Annotated in this window: 13 protein-coding genes and 1 pseudogene; 4 read left to right on the top strand and 10 right to left on the bottom strand. The window is 58.8% G+C overall.

The genetic code is table 11. The annotated features are described in order from the left end of the window. Positions 1 to 220: 220 nt before the first annotated feature. From drmB to CKW29_RS10720, 7 genes and pseudogenes are all read right to left on the bottom strand, one after another. Positions 221 to 2,158, bottom strand: a complete 1,938-nt coding sequence (gene drmB, locus CKW29_RS10755; protein WP_159950281.1) for a DUF1998 domain-containing protein — start codon at positions 2,156 to 2,158, stop codon at positions 221 to 223. After that, on the bottom strand, positions 2,148 to 5,864 hold the full coding sequence (locus CKW29_RS10750) for a helicase-related protein (RefSeq protein WP_095148431.1): 3,717 nt from the start codon (positions 5,862 to 5,864) through the stop codon (positions 2,148 to 2,150). Before CKW29_RS10750 ends, drmB begins: the two co-directional genes overlap by 11 nt. Continuing rightward, positions 5,857 to 7,572, bottom strand: coding sequence for a nuclease-related domain-containing DEAD/DEAH box helicase (locus CKW29_RS10745; RefSeq protein ID WP_095148430.1), 1,716 nt, complete (start codon positions 7,570 to 7,572; stop codon positions 5,857 to 5,859). The genes CKW29_RS10750 and CKW29_RS10745 overlap by 8 nt, the downstream gene beginning before the upstream one ends. After that, a complete protein-coding gene (locus CKW29_RS10740) occupies positions 7,569 to 9,176 on the bottom strand; it encodes a hypothetical protein (RefSeq protein ID WP_095148429.1) in 1,608 nt (535 codons plus the stop codon). Before CKW29_RS10740 ends, CKW29_RS10745 begins: the two co-directional genes overlap by 4 nt. Before the next feature lie 2 nt (positions 9,177 to 9,178). Then, entirely contained in the window at positions 9,179 to 10,210 is a 1,032-nt protein-coding gene (locus CKW29_RS10735; RefSeq protein ID WP_143496860.1) for a hypothetical protein, read from the bottom strand. A gap of 654 nt (positions 10,211 to 10,864) precedes the next feature. Next, positions 10,865 to 11,059, bottom strand: a pseudogene (locus tag CKW29_RS10725) (IS3 family transposase); the annotation flags it as partial. Positions 11,060 to 11,450: 391 nt separating this feature from the next. Then, positions 11,451 to 12,257 carry a helix-turn-helix transcriptional regulator gene (locus CKW29_RS10720; RefSeq protein WP_371850792.1) on the bottom strand — a complete coding sequence of 269 codons (807 nt, stop codon included), beginning with the start codon at positions 12,255 to 12,257 and terminating at the stop codon, positions 11,451 to 11,453. Between the two features lie 96 nt (positions 12,258 to 12,353). Here CKW29_RS10720 and CKW29_RS10715 point away from each other — a divergent pair, with 96 nt between their 5' ends. Further along, positions 12,354 to 13,310 carry a threonine dehydratase gene (locus CKW29_RS10715; RefSeq protein ID WP_095148426.1) on the top strand — a complete coding sequence of 319 codons (957 nt, stop codon included), beginning with the start codon at positions 12,354 to 12,356 and terminating at the stop codon, positions 13,308 to 13,310. Positions 13,311 to 13,628: 318 nt separating this feature from the next. After that, the gene (locus CKW29_RS10710; protein WP_095148425.1) at positions 13,629 to 13,844 is read left to right on the top strand and encodes a hypothetical protein; all 216 of its coding nucleotides are present in this window, start codon (positions 13,629 to 13,631) and stop codon (positions 13,842 to 13,844) included. Positions 13,845 to 14,009: 165 nt separating this feature from the next. Here CKW29_RS10710 and CKW29_RS10705 read toward each other — a convergent pair whose 3' ends face one another. Continuing rightward, positions 14,010 to 14,447 (bottom strand): YciI family protein, encoded by a 438-nt coding sequence (locus CKW29_RS10705; protein ID WP_095148424.1) that lies wholly within the window; start codon positions 14,445 to 14,447, stop codon positions 14,010 to 14,012. A gap of 382 nt (positions 14,448 to 14,829) precedes the next feature. Here CKW29_RS10705 and CKW29_RS10700 point away from each other — a divergent pair, with 382 nt between their 5' ends. Beyond that, entirely contained in the window at positions 14,830 to 16,284 is a 1,455-nt protein-coding gene (locus CKW29_RS10700) for a glycosyltransferase family 39 protein (protein WP_095148423.1), read from the top strand. 22 nt (positions 16,285 to 16,306) lie between these two features. Here CKW29_RS10700 and CKW29_RS10695 read toward each other — a convergent pair whose 3' ends face one another. Together CKW29_RS10695 and CKW29_RS10690 are read right to left on the bottom strand one after the other, a co-directional pair. After that, positions 16,307 to 17,140 carry a phosphatase PAP2 family protein gene (locus tag CKW29_RS10695; RefSeq protein WP_177452425.1) on the bottom strand — a complete coding sequence of 278 codons (834 nt, stop codon included), beginning with the start codon at positions 17,138 to 17,140 and terminating at the stop codon, positions 16,307 to 16,309. Between the two features lie 27 nt (positions 17,141 to 17,167). Then, positions 17,168 to 17,842: a histidine phosphatase family protein gene (locus tag CKW29_RS10690; protein WP_095148422.1), complete on the bottom strand. Its 675-nt coding sequence runs from the start codon at positions 17,840 to 17,842 to the stop codon at positions 17,168 to 17,170. Positions 17,843 to 18,159: 317 nt separating this feature from the next. Between CKW29_RS10690 and CKW29_RS10685 the strand changes: the two genes are divergently transcribed. Further along, a complete protein-coding gene (locus tag CKW29_RS10685) occupies positions 18,160 to 20,079 on the top strand; it encodes a methyl-accepting chemotaxis protein (protein ID WP_095148421.1) in 1,920 nt (639 codons plus the stop codon). Positions 20,080 to 20,138: the final 59 nt, after the last annotated feature.

Raw genomic sequence — 20,138 nt, 5'->3', positions numbered from 1 at the left:
GTCAGACTGTAGCCGTTTTCCTGACTGTTCGACCGCGCCGGTTTGGGTAAATATCTTGGATAAGCAGTCAGAGTCCTTCCTTACCAGCTAAACAAAAAAAGGGGCATTTCGACGGCGAGGCGGTGAGTAAAAGATGAGCAATCGTCGGGCCAAGTTCAAAAACCGTAGCCCCCACCTCGAGCAGACATCATGCCTGCCATATCTACCCCTCAGACAATAACTAGTCGTATGGAGCTCCCTGAATCAAATCGGACAAGAACCCATACTTCGGAACCTGCGGGGTCCCGATGACCATGGCACGATCCAATCCACTATTGACCGTCTCGCAGGCAGTCTCTGGCAGCAACACGCAGGCATGACAGGCGGCCTTGTTCACCCGTCGCGAACCCGTACCACCCAGATCCTCCGAGCACACAGGATCGGCGGAACACCAAGACGCACGCGAGAGCGCCCGGTGCACCACGGGCCCGAACAGCTCAGGCCGGCCAATGCGGACCAGTCCGCCCAGACTCCCTTCCGAATCCCCGGCGGCCGTATAGATGAGAAATGCAGCCATCGGGGCCTTCGGATCGCTCGACACGAAGATTCGTTCTTTAAGCGAGGCTGACGAGTAACCGCACTCGAACACCATCTGGTTAATCATGATGTGCGCCAGAGTATGAACCAGTAGGTAGCGGGCGGCCCATTGCGGCGTCCAGCCGTTGCTCTGGAGAGGCGGCAGGAGATTCATTTCGTTGCCCATGCGGTCGACAAACGCTTGGTCGAGTCGCTCCTCTAGCCAAGTCGCGTTATCAATGAGCCATTGTTCTACGGCGAACTCGTTCAGCTCAATATAAATTCCTTCGCCGTAGTTCTTGACTGCGGGTAGCCACTGAATTGCAGATTCTGGCGGATGCAAGAAAAGTTGGTTCATGGCGGATGTCGGCATGCCCGCGAGTGGGTCTCGCGCCCGTATCAAGCGCTCGAACCCGCAAAACACTCGGGTCTCGCGCAATCGCTCAACCAAGTTCACCCGTCCAAACCACTGTTTCAGCTCATCCGGAACCAAGCTCTTGATGACTCGGAGTTCCTCATCCACGCCAAGTTCGACTTCATGGCGCAGTACGTTGTACTCGGCCCGCCTGAATGTCAAAGTTTGGGATTCAGACGAAACAGGCTGGGGAGCATCGCTGGATAGAGAAGTCCCTCGGCTGAGGGATTCGATAGCTTGCATGATCGACTCCTCATCAGGAAGGCTTTGGTAATGTGGTTTCAGTATTTCTTTAAGCTTCATTAGGGCAGTCGAGCGATCTCCCATCTGGAGGAGGAGTTTGGCCGAGGACAGATCCATGTCATCCCGCCGCAGAACCTTCTGTATGTCTGCGACAGTTCGTTCGCTGGTCATATCAGGCAGGTAGATTGAGGACAGGGTCTTGCCGAAATAGATGTTCGACTGGTTGATCAGCACGGCCACCGGAAGTGCGCCACAAGGCTGAACTGACTGGCCTAGCCACGGGCGTTCACCGCCGCAGTTGATGTCTGCGGAACGAAGTCCAGACTTCACAACTTGATCCCGTTGCGGGTTAAGCTCCATTCCCATAGATCCCGCCAGTGTTCTTGACTTTCCGCAACGCTTGCAGGAGACCCTTACGGACCGCAGATCCGGGCCGCCCGTATCGCTCAGAACCAAATCACTGTCACTTGGGCATTCGCACCCACACCAAGCCTTCCACGGAAAATCCGCGATATGTCCTTCGCTGCAAACGCTGATGAAGCGTACCGGACGCCAGCGAGCCTGTTTTTCACCCTTTTCTAAAGGGGCCAACTTCTGCGTGTCGAGACTGACCCGGCGCATTTTCCCGCTCAAAATGTCGACATACCAGGTGGGAAAGCGGTGTGTCTGAACCTCCAGTCTGGAGAGGCCCGGGTTCTGGTCGTCGAAGCAGTACTCCGGTGGCTGACGGAATTGAGGAACATGGAGTAGCGCGGAAAGTCGGGGCTCGTCGATCACATGCTTGCGCACGGCGGACTCATCTGCCTTCCAGCCGTGCCGCTCATCCCTCTGCATATGCCAGAAATCCAAGCCACAGACGATGTTGGGAGTGCCGTTCTTGTCGGTGTAGATGCTTCCCGAGCCAAAGGGAGCGATCAGTTGCCCCAGCCGAATCTCACTGGCCATGTTCTGTATGCTCCTCCGCGAAATAGAAATAGTTGCTGCTGATTGCCGCTCGGGCAGTGCCATCGACGTTGCGCATGCTGCTGAGAACCCGTGTCCCCTTCAGCTTCTGTTCGCGGGTCGCAAACACGCCGGACCAAAGCATCAAATACTCACCGTCTTTTTTTTGCGGGTACGACCACCATTCCTGTGGGCTGGCCTGCCATTTTCTGCGGAGGTCGCTGTATACCTTGCACATGGCTTTTTGCACGCGAGCCGATTCCGCCGGCTGCTTTTCCATGATGGTTTCGCAGCGCTCGAGTAGCAGGTCAAACGCGTCATCCAGATAGCCGACGTAGTCGCCATAGGACTCGCCGGGGGATTTAGCGTCATGGCACTGCCTAGCCCAGACCAAGAGGACGCCGGTCAGGGCACGCTCCACTGCCTCGACCGAGAACGGAGTGGCCGAGGTGGGCTCGACACGTTCATACAGGCGGCGGTGATAGCTGTGGAACTGCTCGAAATGCGAACGGTCACGACTCTTGCTCGGATTGAACATGCTCAGAATCAGTCCTGGTCGGTTATCCCACCTCCGGCCTACTCGGCCCGTGACCTGGATGTATTGCGCGGTTGACTTGGGCTGGCCGACAACAGCCATTAACGCCAGTCGGTCGATGTCGACCCCTACCTCAATGATGTTGGATGCGAGGCAGGCATCGATGGATTTTTTGTCACTCCAATCCAGCGCCAGCCGGTCCATAAGCTCTACCAGTTGGGCCTGACTCTGGCGGCTGGTCAGTTCTTCCACTTTATTGAGGTAGCGTTGCGTGCTGCCTTTAAGTCCATAGCGAACCGAGTAGTCTTTCATGCGCGCGGCAATGTCAGACTGGAACAAGGTCTGAGCACCACCTAGTTCGCGAAGGCTATTGTAAAACGCCAGAAGCGTCCACCAAGCGTCCTTTCGTTCCTCGAACATCCCAGCCCTGAACATCGCTGCCGAAAACGTGCGGACCTGCGCAGTCAGGAAGGACCGGTAACCACTGGCATGAATGCCAAGGTAGAGGCGTCCCTCTGAAAGCTGGTCATTGTCACCCTTGGCGTAACGACCAAAAAACGAGTCCCCCATCGCCAGCCCCGGATTGGGAAATAGCTGCAGACTCTCGCGAGCATAGACAGTGCGTACCTGTTCCGTTGCGCCGCGAATGGTGGCCGTCGAGGCAATGATTTTGGGCCGGATCAGGTGCCGGCCTTCCTCTGCAGTGCAAAACCGTTCGATCACGCCTTCATACAGGCCGTAGATCGTACCTAGTGGTCCGGAAATTAGATGAAACTCATCTTGGATGATCAGCCCAGGTGGCTGTCTGACGAGGGAAACATTTCCTTTGCCATCACGACGAAAACCAAACAGTGCGCCTGTTTCCGGCTTCCAAGCCATCATCGCAAACTTATCTGCCGTACCGATAAACATGGACGGCGGCTCGTTATAGATCGCCTCGTCAATCACCTCGACAGGAAGCCTGTCACGCTCGCCACCATATTCACAGTTGACGTCGGAACACTTCAGGTACGGGCGTTTTTTTTCGAAAAAAGCCACTCCAGCTAGGTTGCTGCCGTTGCCTCTGCTTTTGACGGGGCGGCCGGCGGCATCCTGCTCCAGCCGGCCGATTGTGCTTCGGCACCAAGGACATTCGGTAAGCACCAACGGATTGCCTGCCACATCGTTGCGGTTGTATTTCTGGATGGCAGTGCAAGCGTCTGCCCAAGTATTCGGCGAGCCACTAGCTCCAACCCACAACCCAAGCGTAATTCTGGCTTCCCCAATCAGAGGGCGGGCGAACTCCGCATTGCGGCGTAAGCGGATCTGCTCCATCGCGCAGATTAGGCTGGCGGCGCGCTGAAACTGCTGCGTGGTCAACATGCGCAGGGTATAACGCATGAATACGTTGGTGCCGTCGCGACGAAGTTTGTCGTCGGGGCGCGCAATCAGGCGCTGGTGAAACATGTAAAAGGCTGCGACCGCGAGATAGGCTTCGGTCTTGCCCCCTCCTGTGGGGAACCAGATCAGGTCAACGATTTCTCGGTCGTCACTACGCCCGTCTATAAGACCGACAATACTCATCAACAGAAAGGCAGCTTGGAAGGCGCGCCAATTGCCGATGTGAGGTTTCTCTGAACTGTCGACCCAGACTTTCCACGGAGTGCGGGGCTGACCTTCCAGTACGTCAGCTGCTACCACGTGGCCGTCGAAACGGACCAAGGGGCGGCGTGAAATCTGTTTGGAGGCTATCTGTTGCAGCATCATCGCCTGATTCGCCAAGCGGAACGCCTCTAGTGCCGTTTCATCTTCCTGCAAAACGGCGATACCTTTGCCTATGCGCACGAGGCACTGCCGACAGCCCTCAAGATGCCGTGTGGCTACCTCACGCAAATGGGGCTCCAATCCTACGCATTCCGCCTCACGCGCCTCGATCCAGGCCGCATACTCTCCGGCGAGACGGTCGAGCGCCTCCCAGCCTGCGCCGCCCCCGGCAAAGGACGATAGGCCTGCCAACTCACGCATTGACAGGGTAACCGGCTTGCCGTCCCGGTCCCTGATGTCGGGCGTCATACTCGGCAGTTCCACAGCAGGCATCACATCGGCGAAAACCGCTTCCGGTGTCGCACCTTCAACACGATCCCATCCCGCAGCACAGCCATGCCCGATTGCCCAAGTAGCCTCGTCACGGTAAAGCAGGGAGAGCGTCTGCTCGTCATCGTCTAGCTGCCGAAACGGTCTTATGCCCTCAGGGTAACGGCTGAAGGCCGCGCCGCCTTGCACGCGTACCTCGAAGCAAGCCTGGAAGAGTATGCCCCGCCCCCGTTCCACCCGGCTATTCATGACGCTAGCGTCCAGTTGGTTGCGCAGCACGCATGTAATGATCCACTTGCCATGCATGCGCCGCGGAAATACCTGAATCTGCAAGGCCAGCCCCCCCGACAGAACAAGGTTCCTCGATACTGGTTTACCAGGCTCCAAGCTGGACAGCGGAAACCGTTCGCACGTGTCTACAGTGGTCGCCGGAACGCGCCGCCAAGCCTCGGCCCGGTGTTCACTAGCTTCCTTGGGGGTGATCTTGATACAAGGCTCATAACGTCCGTTGACCTGGAACGGCGCCGCCTCCGGGAGCTGCCAGAAGAACTTTTTCATTGGGGGCAGCGACACCACAAATTCGCCGTCCCCCTCCTCAAGGCAGAAGCTGATGCCCATTACCGACGGCTGGAACATGTCGGCGCTGCCGACCTCGAAATCATCGTCATCCGCCTCCTCCCCACCACCGTCTAAGACACCGGCGTAAGCATTTTCGAACACCGTAGACGAGGGTGGCTCATCCGGATCGGAGACCACTGCCTGTACAGTTTCAGCCGAAGCGTCGTTGTCCGGTTCGCGGCCGGATGGTTCGGCACCAACTGGTTCGTCAATCACTGCCCCGCGCACATCGTTGCGTGGGTGCAACAAACCTGCTCCATACCGCTGCATGGGTGTTTCGCCACGATGGTGGACAAGCTCCTGAGGAATGTTGCTTCCATCGCATAGGTAGTACAGGGTCCCGTCGGTATCCTCGGTCAGCCGAAAGCAGCCCTGCGCATCCAAGGTCACCGTTGTGCCAGGGCGAACCGCTTCCAATGGACGCGCAGGGCCTACCAGCTCACCGCGCAGGAATTCAATTTCGGCAGACCGTTCTTTATTCATATTCCTTCCCTGCGTTTTTGACCCATTCGGCCAGCTGTGAGGAGCCCGACGCGTGACAAAAAAGATGGAGCCTCTCCTGCGCCCGGGTAATGCCCGTGTAGAAACGGCTGCGGTCGAACCCGCTGTCTGAAGGAGTCACATCAGTGATGATGATGACTTTGTTCTCAAGGCCTTTGTAGGCGGGAACAGTGGAGCAACGGATCCCCTTGACACCCTTTGACCCCGAAGTGACAAAGGGACGCCGGCACGTCTCATAAAGCAGAGGCAGCACCGATTGGTGTTCAGCCCCAAAGGAGAGCACTGTGATGTCCTCTGCACTAAATCCGCTGGCCAAGGCCGAATCAATGCACGTGATGATTTGACGGACCTGATCTGCCGCATCTTGGTACAGCCCTAGGTTCCATGCATGTAGGCCTCCGCCCTGACGCAGGTACCCGGAGTACGTACTGCGGTCAGCCTTCGAGAGCTTCATCGCGATCTGACCAATGGCCTTGTAGTTCCGACAATTTTCCGTGAGAACCCAGCGGGCGGCATAGCACCGCATCGCTGCAAGGGTTGTCTCGAGCGCCGCAGCGCCAGTCAGCACTTGGTTGCGGAAGTCGCCCAGCATCAAATAGCGGCCGCCGTCCAGGCCTCCGTCTAGCAGCAGACGGATGCAATCCAGCAGGTCCGGACGCCCAATTATGTCCTGCGCCTCGTCGATGATTAAGTAGTCAAACCGTGCATCATGGGCACACGACGGATCCGTGAGGCGGTCCTGAATAGCCAGAGGCAGGTCGGACCAGAAATCATCGTCGGGATTATCTGGCACACTGATCCCAGTCAGGGACATCAGCACGCTCAGGGCGGAGCCGCCGACCAGGAGCGGATGGTGGTCGCACTCAAGCTGACTGGCAGCCCATTGGCCGATCAGCCTGTTGAAGCACAGATAGCCCACTCGGAGCCCTTGGGCGGCCTTACGCCGGGCAACCTCGATACCAATCAGCGACTTGCCGGTGCCGGCCCCACCTTCCACAAGCACCCGGGGGTTGTACTCCGTCAAATGAAGCACAGGACGCTGCTGTTCTCGCAGGAGTTGCTTGAGCTCCTCCTCGCGGTAGCAGATTTCGGCATTCTTTTCGGGCCGACGAGTGCGGATGGGAAAACAGAAATTGACGAAGTCCGTCACTTGCGGCACTGACAGCGGCGCCTTTAGCGGGGTGATCGTCGGATCTGCATCGATGATCCGAAGGACCATGGTTTTCAGCCCATCACACAGTGCCTCGCCCGTGGCACAGGCCTCGAACCGGCCACGGTCCATCACCTCGTAAGGCTGAATCGACAGGTTGGGCGCTACGGCAAAGTCTGCCCGGGGGAATATGCAACAGTGCACCACCGGGACTTGTGAGAAGGATGCTAACCGGTCTAACAGCCGGCGACGTAGGGCGAAGCGCGCATCCTGCGCTTGGCGGAACGGTGATTTGGTGATGCTTTCCGGGTACCAGCGATCACCGTCGAAGCCGATCTCGCGGTGCGACTTGACCTCTATGCAGAGAATGCCGACGTCAGGTATCAAGATCACAAAGTCAAGCTCGGTACGTCTGTTGTGGTTGCTCGGGGCCAAGTCCAGCGAGTGGATAACGGTCCAGCCGTACTGCGCACTTTCAAGTTTGCGGTATAGATCCACCTCACCGGGCGGGGCTGACTCATCGATAAATCCGGGAATCATGCGCACAGATGATCGCCTCCATGGTTCACTCGATACTGTTCAGAAACCAGCAACTTCAGCGGTTTTTCCAACTGCTCTGCTGGCGCAGCGAAGTCCGGCGAGATGCTTAGCACAGGCTTAAATGCCACGCTGCCAGTTAGTCCAGTTTCTGGCTTGAGCAGGTGACGATAGACTTCATCTAGTGAGATCATGTTACGGATGGCTGGCAATTCCTTGCGTAGCTCTGCGACAAGTTGTTCGTTGACAATGGCATTCTCCACAGCCCCGTGCTGTATCGCGTTTACCCGCGTCGACTCGACCTCCGCCCAAGCCCGGCGCCAGCCTGGAACCGTCCTGCCATCCGCCACCATCGGGGGAATAAGCTCCGGATCAAGTACCTTTGTCAGCAGTGCCTCGAAATGTTTCTTACGCAGGGGGGCGCGAATCACCGTGCCATTCATTGCCGTCCATTTCTGAACCGCACGAGACAGGTCCTGTAGTCCGATGCCGGCTTGCTGCATTCTCTGAGCGCACACACCAGGGTGTCGCCTCCAAGCGTCAGCCAGCGCCTTTTTCCACAAGACAGCCAGCGGCGCCTTGGCGGCATCGACGCTGACCTCGCCGAGGTCAGCATCAGCGTCGTGGACGAGCAGGTAATCGCCGGCATCAACGTCGCCGATATGTCGGTAGCCAATGGCCTCCGCATCGGTGCAATGGGGACTGAATACCAGCAAGCGGGAACCAGGACGCAGAAGCACACTGTACTCGGCGGGAAACTCCACCAGCACACAACCATGCAGGGATTTGCCGACGGACGTTTTCTGGTCAAGGAACACAAGATCATCCCCAGGTTCCGTCTCCGCCGACACAGGCACCGCCCCCAGATTTCCGATAACTGTGGTTCGGAGCGAGCGAAGTGTGGCCAGATAATTGTGGGTAGGCAGCACCGGATCGTCGGCAAATCCTTCCTCATCCGCCAGTCCCGTCCAGATAAGGCGGACCAGCCGGCGATATGTCGGTGAAGTGATCAGCGCCTCCGGCGCATTACCGAAACCGCGCGTGCGTAACGGTCCGAATCGGATCAGTACATCGGTCGGAGGGCTCTTGCGATACTCTGCAAGCGTGCTTACGAATACTCCGTCATCAAGCTCGGTCAAACCTTCCAGCAGGTCGCGAAAAAGATCGCGTTCCTTGTGGTGGCACCAGATTTTTATGCGGTCTTCCTCGTACTCGCCGGCAAGGTCGATGAACAGCCGGACGAACTCTGTGTTGAGCACGGAGCCCTCCTCCGCGTAGCGGGTGATCAGGTCTTTCAACAGCTCGACGGTATGCGCGGCCTGCCCTCCCCACTGCCGGCGGGTCCGCCCGTCATCGGAAAGACCGCAGCGCATGAACAGGCCGATATCGGGCATCAAGGGGGACGTCAGCCACTTCTGCATCTCGAACCGAAGCATCAGTGCCGATTCGTTATGGTAAGCATCTCCTTCCGGCTGGTAGAGCGCAGAATACAGCGCCCGCATATGGTGGCGGATCGCAGAAAAAAGCGGAGATTCACCGATGTAGAGTTCTTGGACCGGCGGATTGCTCTCTAGGAACTGCAAACGAGCGGTTGTCGGGACAGGCATGTTCATGTCCTTCGTTGCAGCACGCGCAGCATCATGCCGCCTGGCATCTCGCCTGCCATGCAGTGATTGGCGTCCATATCGGTGTAATAGCGACTGATATCGTTCAGCCAGTCCTTTAGCTGGATGATGGCCTCGACAGACGCATCGCGGTTGCAGACACCGATAATGTCGCTGGTAGGAAACAGCTTCTCCGCACAGAGCAGCGCGGATATACCATCTGCCACCACCAGCCAGGCAGCGTGTACGGCTTCGTCCTGAAGTGCTCGCTCGTTGAGGAAACGCAGACGCCGTATATATTTCCGTTCGCTGTGATGCAGGGTCAGCAGATCGCCCAGCGGAAGCCGATGGTCAGCGGACGCGAAGCCCGCCGTATAAAATTTCTGCATATAGGTGGAGTCACGCGCGGCCCCCTGTCCGACCAGCACCAGACCGTCATAGGACCGGCGAAGGTTTGCCTCCAAGATAGGGCCGACGCAGCCTGGCAGACTGCTGTACGCGGAGGGCTCCAGCGCCTTCCCGTCCGGAGGCAGCTGCGGTAAAGGACAATTGCGCAACTGCCAGCCGATGGCATTGTCCCGCATGATGTAGCGGCTGCAGGCCCCGTTCGGGTTTGGGATGCTTTTGCCCTTGCGTTTGATGACCGGCCGGTGTGTGGCGATCTCGAGAACAATAATATCCAAGTCGCCATCGTAGGCAACAAAACGCCAACGGGTATCGTCAACGGTATTACGCACATCCCACGAGAGCTCCTCTGAAGAGTTCTCGCGGTGCATATGGACTGCCACACGCTCACGGCAAGCCCGCGATAGAAGATCGAAGTGCGTATCCACGTGGTTTGATGTCGTGCGTTCAAGGTCGCGCCGCAACGCGCCCAGCGCGATGATACCTGCAGCCTCCGAGTCGCACGGCATCGACAACAGGCCGATCCGACGAGCACTACTGACACTCAGGCGCCATCGGTAACCCAGACCAAGCGCGGCAGCTGCCCATGTAGGGACAGCGTCATGTACCGTATGCGCTTCAAAATACTGCATCCAAGCATCCTGAGGTTCTCTAGCATCCTAAGCAGCTGTGATAGCTCCATCCAGTCACATCAATGGGAATTCACCACCACGCGTTCTATAAGCTGCGCCATCATCAGCTTTTTCTCACGTAAACACGAGATCCCTGGGAACTATTGTCACCGGCGTACCGCTTGAATCCAATCTACACGGCGCACAGGAGCAGCCAGGCGACACCGGGTCCGCAGTGCACCGCACCTAGCTTCCAATCTTTACCCTTAAAATGGCTTAACCCCGACTACGATGTCTCTTTGCAGGACCTCGCCCATATGCTTTCTATCTACAAGGATCGCCGACTCCGCCCTCCCATACGCCCACTCCACACGCAAAATCAAAGTAGGGGGACAAATGGGGGGACGAAAATACACAAAAACATAATATCTATAGTAATCAAATAGTTAACAAATCTATAAAGCCGCCCACAAGCCGAATTCTATCTGCCAGTGCGTTCATCGATTGAGCAGTGCTCAAGTAACCTGTTTCGGTATCGTTCATGCAGACCAGCCCCAATGGGCTATGTTCAAGCCCAATCTCCTGGTACGCGGCCCAAAACACCTCTTGGTGTTCGTCGTCGCAGCTGTCCGCATACGCCTCGTTTATCTGCGGCACGCAGTCAAATTGTAGCGGTCAACTAATCCCGGACACGACGTTAAGTTTTTCTTCCACCCTTGTAGGGGCCAACCCATCGTTGAATTGATGGGGACGTATCCAGTTGTACTGACGCATCAAGAAATGACTGATATCGCGTTGGGCCTCTTGAGCAGTTCTGTAGCCCACGGTCGGTATCCATTCGGCTTTCAAGCTGCGGAACACGCGCTCCATAACCATGCGCACTCAGCCCCTGCATCCGCACTGGTCTCAGGTTCGAATCCCACACGATCGAGACAAGGGTCGTAATCAAACCAATTTAGCCACTACGTTACTGACTGGGACATGACATGAAGAATGGTATTCCAAATGGTATTCCACAAGAAAAAACAAACTGAAAATATTATTTAAAATCATAATCTTATATTATGAGTTCAGATTACCCAGGCACCAAACAGTAGTCTAGACCTGTCTCAGACAGTCTACGAAACACCCCAAGAAGCCCGCCCTGTGCGGGCTTTCTTGTTTCTGGCCGCATCTCCTTATCTACGCCTATAAACACTGCCCGTGTATCCCGCCGTGTACCTCTCAAAAAATTGAGTTGTAAACCCACTGTCGGCGTCCATCACCCCCGCATCTCTCCTGGACTCCCCCCCAATCGCTGCCTGAAGGCAGTGGCCATATGCGCTTGGGAGGAGAATCCGCAGGCTTGGGCGATGTCCGCCAAGCGGTCCATCGAGCCGCGCAACATGAGCCGGGCCCGGAGCAGGCGTCTGTCGATCAGGTAACTGTGCGGGCTCTTGCCCGTTGCGGCTTTGAACGCGCGCATGAAGTATCCTTCGGACAATCCCAGCAACCCCGCCATTGCCTGCACACTCAGTGGCCCGTCGAGCCCGGCGTCAACGAACTCATCAAGCAGGCGCAGGCGTTTGGCGGTCATGGAGCCCCGGGGCAGCGTCGGCATCGCTTCGCCTCCCTTCACCCGCTCAGCCAATGCCAGTGCCCAAGCCTCCCAGTCGTCTTCCACCGAGGCCCGCAACAGTGCTCCGCGCATTCGCTGCGCAAGGATAATCGCCGGCCGGTCGATGAGGTTGTTGAAAGCACGATCCCCCATTAAGGGCGTGCCATCGGTTCGGATGACCCGTAGATATTCACCGCCCTCGGGCGACTCGGAAAACACGTCACACCCGGCGGGTACGAATGCCAGGCCGTTGGGCGTGGCATTGAATGGGCGCACCCGGTCGCTGCCAATGGCGTGTATGCCTCGCTGGCTGTCGAAGGCAAAGCCAATGGCCGCCTGGGTCGCTACGTATCGGCTTTCGTAGGCGGCGCTGGGTAGCAATTCGATCGCCCACGGCCCTGCTTCGGCTCGACGGACCGGTTCGTGCAGGAGCGGTGACGGTAAGCAGCTTCGGCGATTCATGAACACCATACTACTGAAGGGCAACCACAAAGATCAGGTCAGTTTTCTGAAAGCCAGCGGCCCGTGTCGCTGCCTAGACTGGGCAAAACCTCAGGGAGAATGCCCATGCACAACGTGACCCGCGACGACATCGAAGACGCTGCCCGCCAGGTGTATCAAGTAATGCCAGCCACCGCCCAGTACGCGTGGCCCCTGCTGGCCGAGCGGTTGGGCTGCACCGTTTGGGTGAAACACGAAAACCATACCCCGACAGGCGCCTTCAAGGTGCGCGGCGGCATTACGTTCATGCACTGGCTCAAGCGCACACACCCAACCACGGTGGGCATCGTTACTGCAACCCGCGGTAATCATGGTCAGAGCCTAGCCCTGGCTGCCCGGGCGCAGGGCCTGAGGGCGTTGATTGTGGTGCCGGTGGGCAATTCCGTAGAAAAGAACAACGCCATGCGCGGCTTTGGCGGCGAGGTCGTCGAGTTTGGCCGGGATTTCGACGAGGCCCGTGAAGAGGCCGCGCGCCTGGCCGAGACACAAGGCCTCTATCTGGTACCGCCCTACCATCGTGAATTGGTCAAGGGTGTCGCCACTTATGCGCTGGAACTGTTCAATGCGGCGCCGAACCTGGACAGTGTCTACGTCCCCATCGGCTGCGGGTCGGGGATTTGCGGGGTAATCGCGGCCCGCGACGCGCTGGGCCTGAAGACCCAGGTGATCGGCGTAGTGTCCACCGAAGCTGAGGCCGCGAAGTTATCGTTCGACGCTGGCGAACTACGGGAAACCGCTTCGGCAAATACCTTTGCCGACGGCCTGGCAGTGCGTAAACCGGTCCCCGAAGCCTTTGCCTGTTATGCCGCAGGCGCGGCACGGATCGTATCGGTCAGCGAAGAAGAGATTGCCGAGGCCATGCGCGTGTATTACACCGACACCCACAACCTGGTCGAGGGTGCGGGAGCTGCGGCACTTGCAGCGCTGATGCAAGAACGTGAAGCGATGGAGGGGAAAAGGGTCGGGGTCATTTTGTCCGGCGGGAATATCGACCGGCCGGTGTATGCGAGGGTGATAACGTGAACCCCTGTCGCATTTTGACGACCGGTTGCTCCACGCAGTGATCCGGCTTTGCGGCTCAGAAGCTCCGTGTCGTGCGCCTCCCCCTCGCCCTGTCGCGTGCGCGCTGCGATCCGTTGGAAGGGGGGGCTCTCCCGGACATCATCCCGATACAAGCCCCTTATTACCTGCCGCATTTGCTGCTGGCGGTACCCGCATTCGATGCTACATTCGATTCGCTGACGCAACGACTGGTCTGATAAGTCGACCTGACAAACATCAATGGATGACAGTCCAGTCTCCAGCGCTCGATGCTGGCGATCTAACCGCATGGATGCCTTTATGAAAATCAAAGCACTGACCCTCGCCTTTATCCTCACGCTCACGACTGGCTGCGCCAACTACAACGCGCGCAGTACCGGCGAAGGCCAGGACACCAGCACCGTCGGCAGGATTGCCTGTGACGCCGAACCCGCCAACCAGCTGGGCTGTTATGTGAAGCAATCGAAAGAGTGGAATTGGGGCGGCCTGCAGTTTGGCCTGGGCGCCAAGAAGTAAGGCGTTTCCAGTCCCGATACAGCTTTACCGCTGTTCACCCCCCAAGCCCCAAAAAAAAGAGCCCCATGCTCGCGATGAACGTTAACAATGACGCGCATTTTTGCATCAACGCATCGCTCTTGGGTTCATCGCAAGCACGCTCACGCCTACATCGGTGCCAGTGACTCAACACTTCTTCGCCTGATCCTGCGCCTGTGCCCACACGCGCTCTTCCTGCTCGCGCAGCTCGGGGGTGAACTCGGCGCCGAAATCCTCGGCTTCGAATACCTGGCGAATCTCGATTTCGGCCTCGGTACCAGGCATCGGGTTGGGGCAGCGCTTGACCCACTCGATGGCTTCCTCTTTCGATTTCGCCTGCCACAGCCAGTAGCCGGCGATCAGTTCCTTGGTCTCGGCGAACGGGCCATCGGTGACCAGGCGCTGGGCACCCGAGAAGCGCACCCGGGCCCCTTTGCTGCTGGGGTGCAGGCCCTCACCGGCGAGCAGGATGCCGGCCTTGACCAGTTCTTCGTTGTAGTTGCCCATCGCAGTCAACAGTTCCTGGCTCGGCATCTTGCCGGCTTCGGAATCCTGGCTGGCCTTCACAATGATCATGAATCGCATGGTGGTTTCTCCATTGGGTTGAGGGACTTACCTCTTGGTCGAATGACGGGGTTTGAAATCGACAGTCGCCATGAGAAAACTGACGTATCAGTGCCGGCTTTTTCCTGACACCGGTCCTTTCACTTGAGTCATGCCCCCTCAAGACACCACACCCTCATCTTGAATGACCTAATGTGTTGGCACCTGCTGGACCTGGTCCGGCCCCTGGAACTGCCTGACGGCTGGATCGGGGCAGTTGCATGCGCTCGGAAGCCGACTTTGCGGTCGATCACTTGCCCCAGGCCTCTATATGCCAGCAGTTCATCAATTGTTCAGAATTGCCCTCATATACTTTTTCGCAGCCCACCTCCCCCGCCCGCCCCCTTTCGGTAGCCTGATGCCCATGTCACGCCCCGCGCCGCTCTTGTTCCTGCTCGCAGCACTGCTGTTCTTCTTCGCCCTCGGCAATCACCAATTGCAAGGTTCCACCGAAGCCCGGGTGGCCGGTATCGCCATGCAGATGCACCTGGATAACGACTGGGTAACGCCGCGCCTGCTGGGGCAACCCTTTCTGGAAAAGCCGCCCCTGAGCCTGTGGCTGGACGCCGGGGCGATTCGTGCGTTTGGGGGCACGCCCTGGGCGGTTCGGTTGGCATCGGCCTTTGCCGGGCTGTTCAGCGTGATGCTGCTGTACGCCATGCTGCGCCGGTGGGGACGGCCGACGAACCTTGCCCTGGTCGCGGGGATCATGCTGGCAACCATGGCCAGCTACTGGGGTAACGTACGCGGGGTCGGTGAAGATGCCCTGCTGAGTCTCGGTGTCACCCTGGCGTTGCTGGCGTTCTACCAGGCGCATAAGCAACAGACGGGACAGCAACCCGCCACGGGTAGCTGGTTGCTGTTTGCCCTCGGCATTGCCATTGCCACGTTGAGCAAGGGCGTGCTCGGCCTGGCAATGCCGGGCGTGGTGATCTTCGCCTACCTGCTGACCGAGAGCCTGATCGACAAGCGCTTCACGCTGACAAGCTGGACACGACCGGCGCTGGTGACCGTGCTCGGTTTGATCCCCTTGCTGATCTGGCTTGTCCTGCTGTATCAGCGCGGCGGCTCACAGGCCTTGGCCGAAGTGTTGCTGACCAACAGCCTCGGTCGCTTCAATGGCTCGTTCGTCGAGGCCGGGCACTATGAGCCGTTTCATTACTACCTGGCCAAACTGCCGGAAGCGTTCCTGCCATGGAACATCCTGGTCTACCTGGGGCTGTGGCACTTTCGCAAACACCTGGCGAACAACCGCTACCTGTTGTTCTTTACCCTGTGGTTGCTGGCCCAGTTCGTGATGCTGACCCTGGCCTCCAGCAAACGCACCGTGTACCTGATGTCGCTGACACCGGCAGCAGCGGTCATCGCGGCGGAGTATGCCGCGGTGCTGTATGAGCGCCTGCGCCAACACACGGAGGCGTCAGGCCTGCTCGGGAAGCTGGCGCGTCATCGCCGTGCATGGGCAATCGGCCTGATCAGCCTGATCGTCATGGCGTATCTGTCTGCCGCCCAATGGGCCGCCCCGCGTGCCGACCGCACACTGTCGTTCCTGCCGTTGATCGAGCAGATCCAGGCGATGCAAGCCATGGGGCAGGACGTGGCGCTGTACCAGGCCAACGAACGGACAGCCGGGGCGAGCGTGTTCTACACCCAGGGCTTGCTCAAGAATTTGCAGACCGAGGAGCAACTGTCCACCTTCCTCGCGGCGTCCCCCACTCATGTGGCACTGATCGCCAGCGAGCGTGAGCCCGGCCCGCCCTTGAAGGTGCTGAAGACCATGAGGGTGAGCCGGCAGGCGTATTACTTCGTGGCGCAGTAAAATGAAAAAAATGCCGCCGAACTCAGCCCGACACCTGCACCTCGGTACCACCGACCCCGGCTGTCACCTTCTGCCGCACCGGCACATCCAGCCGCACGCGACCGTAAAACGCCAATGCCGTCAGCAAACAGGTGAGCCAGACAAAGATCCCCGCCCAGAAGGTGTGGGACATGTAGTGCCAACCCTGCAATACCCGCGTGGTACCAAAGATGAAGCCCAGCAGCAGCGAGCCCCACAGGATGGCTTTTGAATAGCGCCACTGGTAACGACGCGCCACGAAATACAGCGCAAGCAGGGTGAAACCACCGGAGGCATGCCCCCCCGGCCAGCAACGGCCGTCGCCCGCCGCCTTGAACAGCTGGAAGTTGTTGAACCACTCCATGTGGGCGATTTTTCCACCGTAGAGCGTGGTTTCAATCGGACAGTACACGCTGGTGTGCGCCTTGAGGAAGTGAATCACGCCTGTGCAAAGGGCGAATGCCAGCACCACGAACCAGAAATCCCGACGATGGTCAGTGGTAAACCGCAACACCGACGCTACCTTGGACCGCTCCAGAAAACCGCCCAGGCGCGGGTGTTTCTGCGGGTTGAAGCGCGGCCAGACAAACGACAGCAACGCCCCGATCAAGGCGACTTCGGCAGTCCAGTCCGGAATCACGCGCGTCCACTTGTGGGTGATTTTTTCAAAGAGTCGAATGTGGTCGATCGGGAACGTCTGGGTCAGCGGATCAAAGAACAGATTGCTGAAGGCAATGTCGATGTGGGTCATGTCGAACATCACAAATACCGCCGCGGCGCAGAGCAGCGGGATACCAAGGCTCACCCAATAGAATCGGTGACGCACAAAAGTCTGCATCGTTCGTCTCGTCTGCACGTTTATCGATTACTGCGAGAACATCGAGCGCCAGTCAGTGGCGTCGAGGAACCCCAGGAGGTGCGCCTTGGCGTTGCCCTTGGCGGTGGATAAAAACAGCGCCGTCCCATAACCGAAGCTTGCGCCCGGCACGTTCAGCTCTTTTTCCAGCTCCGCCATGCACTCACTGTGGGTGACCAGCACCAGGTTACGTCCCGCCACCTTGTGGGCCAGTGCATCCCGTAGCAGGGTGCCCTTGCAGTTGAACAGCCAGTCCTGGCCGCTCGTGACCGAGTTGAACATGTAGCTGGACGTCTGTACCGCACGGGTCACGGGGCTGTTGTAGAGGTCCGTGCGGGACAGCCCCAAGCGCTCGAATTGTGCCCCCAACCCCACCGCCACACCCCGCCCACGGTCGGTGATGCCATCCGGGGCGTTCAGGCAAGTGGCCCTGGAATGATCACAACGTTCAACATGCCGTACCAACACAATCATCTCGCCAGCCGCCCAGTCAGCCTTCAGCCGCGTCAGGTCCGAGGCATTGTCCTGCGCCAGGTCCGGAACCGGTGCCGGCCGCAGCAGGTAAACCGCCGACAGCAGCACACACAGCCCCAGCAACAGCGCGATGACGGTGTTTTTGTAGCGCCTGATCTCCGTCAGCCCATGCGGGAGACTGGCACCCACCGACTCGATTCTTGACCTCACGACCCAACCGCCCCTGTGGCATTGCCTGCCAGATGAATGCATGTGTCGGCCTGATGCCGACGATGGCAGGACAATAGCGATGGGCAAGTCGGAGGCAGGTGAAATGAATGTAAAAAAAACCTGAGCACTGAGATTTTTCATCAGTGCCCGCTGACTGTTGGCAATCTGCTCATCTGCAATTTCTCGTAACGAAAACAGGTTCAGCTATCTCGCTGACTGCCGATACAGGACTTCTATACCCCTTGCTGGCTCCCAAAAAAAATAATCTTCCAGCCAACTGACGATCAAGAAGCGCAACGTTCCTGGAGGAATTTTCGATGAATAGCTGGTTTGCCAATATCAGCGTCAACCTGAAGCTGGGCCTGGGTTTCGGCCTGGTGCTGGCCCTTACCTGCATCCTTGCCCTGACCGGCTGGACCAGCCTGGGCGGGCTGATCGACCGCAGCAACTGGATGAGCGACATCACCCAGCTCAACGCGAGCCTGACCAAACTGCGCATTACCCGTTTGCAATACATGCTGGCCAACGGCGACGAGACCGTGGCGCAGACCGTGCAAACCTCCCTCGATGGCTTCAAGGCCCAGCAGCAGTCCCTGCTGTCGAGCTTCAAGAGCCCGGAAAACCTCAAGCTGCTCAGGGAACAAAGCGCCGTCATCGACGCCTACCAGCAATCCCTGAACAAGATGCGCAACGCCTACCGCACCGCCAACGCGGCGCGTCAGGCCATGGCTGAGAGCGCCGAAAGCGCCAACACCCTGATCAACGACATCAATACCCGCGTGCGGCAGATGCCACTGAGCGATGAGCGTTTCGAACAGTTCCAGGTCATCACCGAGGCCAAGGAGCAGTTCTTGCTCGCCCGTTACGAAGTACGGGGCTACACCGCCGACAGCAACCCGGCCACTGAGCAAAAGGCTGCGGTACAACTGGACGCGGCCATTGCCAGCCTCAAGGCACTGAACAGCCACTTCGCCGACACTCAGCCAGACGCCTTGCGCCAGCTCGAACGCGTACTGACCAACTACCGCAGTGCGTTACAGGCCTATAAGGCTGCCAACAGTGAGGCCGTCCAGGCTCGTCAGGAAATGACCGTCCAGGGCAGCGACATCGTCAGCCGTAGCGACGCGCTGTATCAGATCCAGCTGGATCGCCGCGACACCGAAAGCGCCCGTGCGCGCACCCTGCAACTGATCAGCACCCTGTTGGCATTGCTGGTGGGTGTGCTGGCGGCGGTGGTCATCACCCGGCAGATCACCCGTCCGCTACGCGAAACCCTGGCGGTGGTCGAGCGCATCGCCAGCGGCGACCTGACCCAGGACGTACGCGTGACTCGCCGCGACGAACTCGGCGTGCTGCAACAAGGCATCGCCCGCATGGGAGTGACCCTGCGCGACCTGATCAGCGGCATTCGCGACGGCGTAACCCAGATCGCCAGCGCCGCAGAAGAACTGTCCGCCGTCACCGAAGAAACCAGCGCCGGGGTCAACAGCCAGAAAGTGGAAACCGATCAGGTAGCCACCGCGATGCACGAAATGACCGCCACCGTGCAGGAAGTCGCGCGCAACGCCGAGCAAGCCTCGCAAGCGGCCGCCGCGGCAGACAGTGAAGCCCGTGACGGCGACAAGGTGGTCAACGAAGCGATCACCCAGATCGAACGCCTGGCCAGCGAGGTGGTGCGTTCCACCGAAGCCATGACCGTGCTGCAACAGGAAAGCGACAAGATCGGCAGCGTCATGGACGTGATCAAGGCGGTGGCCGAGCAGACCAACCTGCTGGCGCTCAACGCCGCCATTGAAGCGGCGCGCGCCGGTGAAGCCGGTCGTGGCTTTGCCGTGGTGGCTGACGAAGTCCGTGGCCTGGCCCAGCGCACGCAGAAGTCCACCGAGGAGATCGAAGGCCTGGTTGCCGCGCTGCAGAACGGTACCCAGCAAGTGGCGACCGTGATGAACAACAGCCGCAGTCTCACCGACAGCAGCGTCGCGCTGACCCGCAAGGCCGGCGCGTCACTGGAGAACATCACCCGCACGGTGTCGAACATTCAGTCGATGAACCAGCAGATCGCCGCCGCAGCCGAGCAGCAAAGTGCGGTGGCCGAAGAGATCAGCCGCAGCATCATCAACGTGCGCGACGTCTCCGAACAGACCGCCGCCGCCAGCGATGAAACCGCGGCGTCCAGCGTTGAACTGGCGCGCCTGGGCAATCAGTTGCAGATGATGGTCAGTCACTTCCGCGTCTGATCCAGGCACGACGGGCCTGGAGACTCCACACACGACGAGTCCTCAGGCGCGCCGACCCC

The organism is Pseudomonas sp. Irchel s3a18 (assembly GCF_900187535.1).
Taxonomy (GTDB): domain Bacteria; phylum Pseudomonadota; class Gammaproteobacteria; order Pseudomonadales; family Pseudomonadaceae; genus Aquipseudomonas.
The sequence above is the reverse complement of the archived record's forward strand: the minus strand, read 5'-3'. Positions and strand labels throughout refer to the sequence as shown.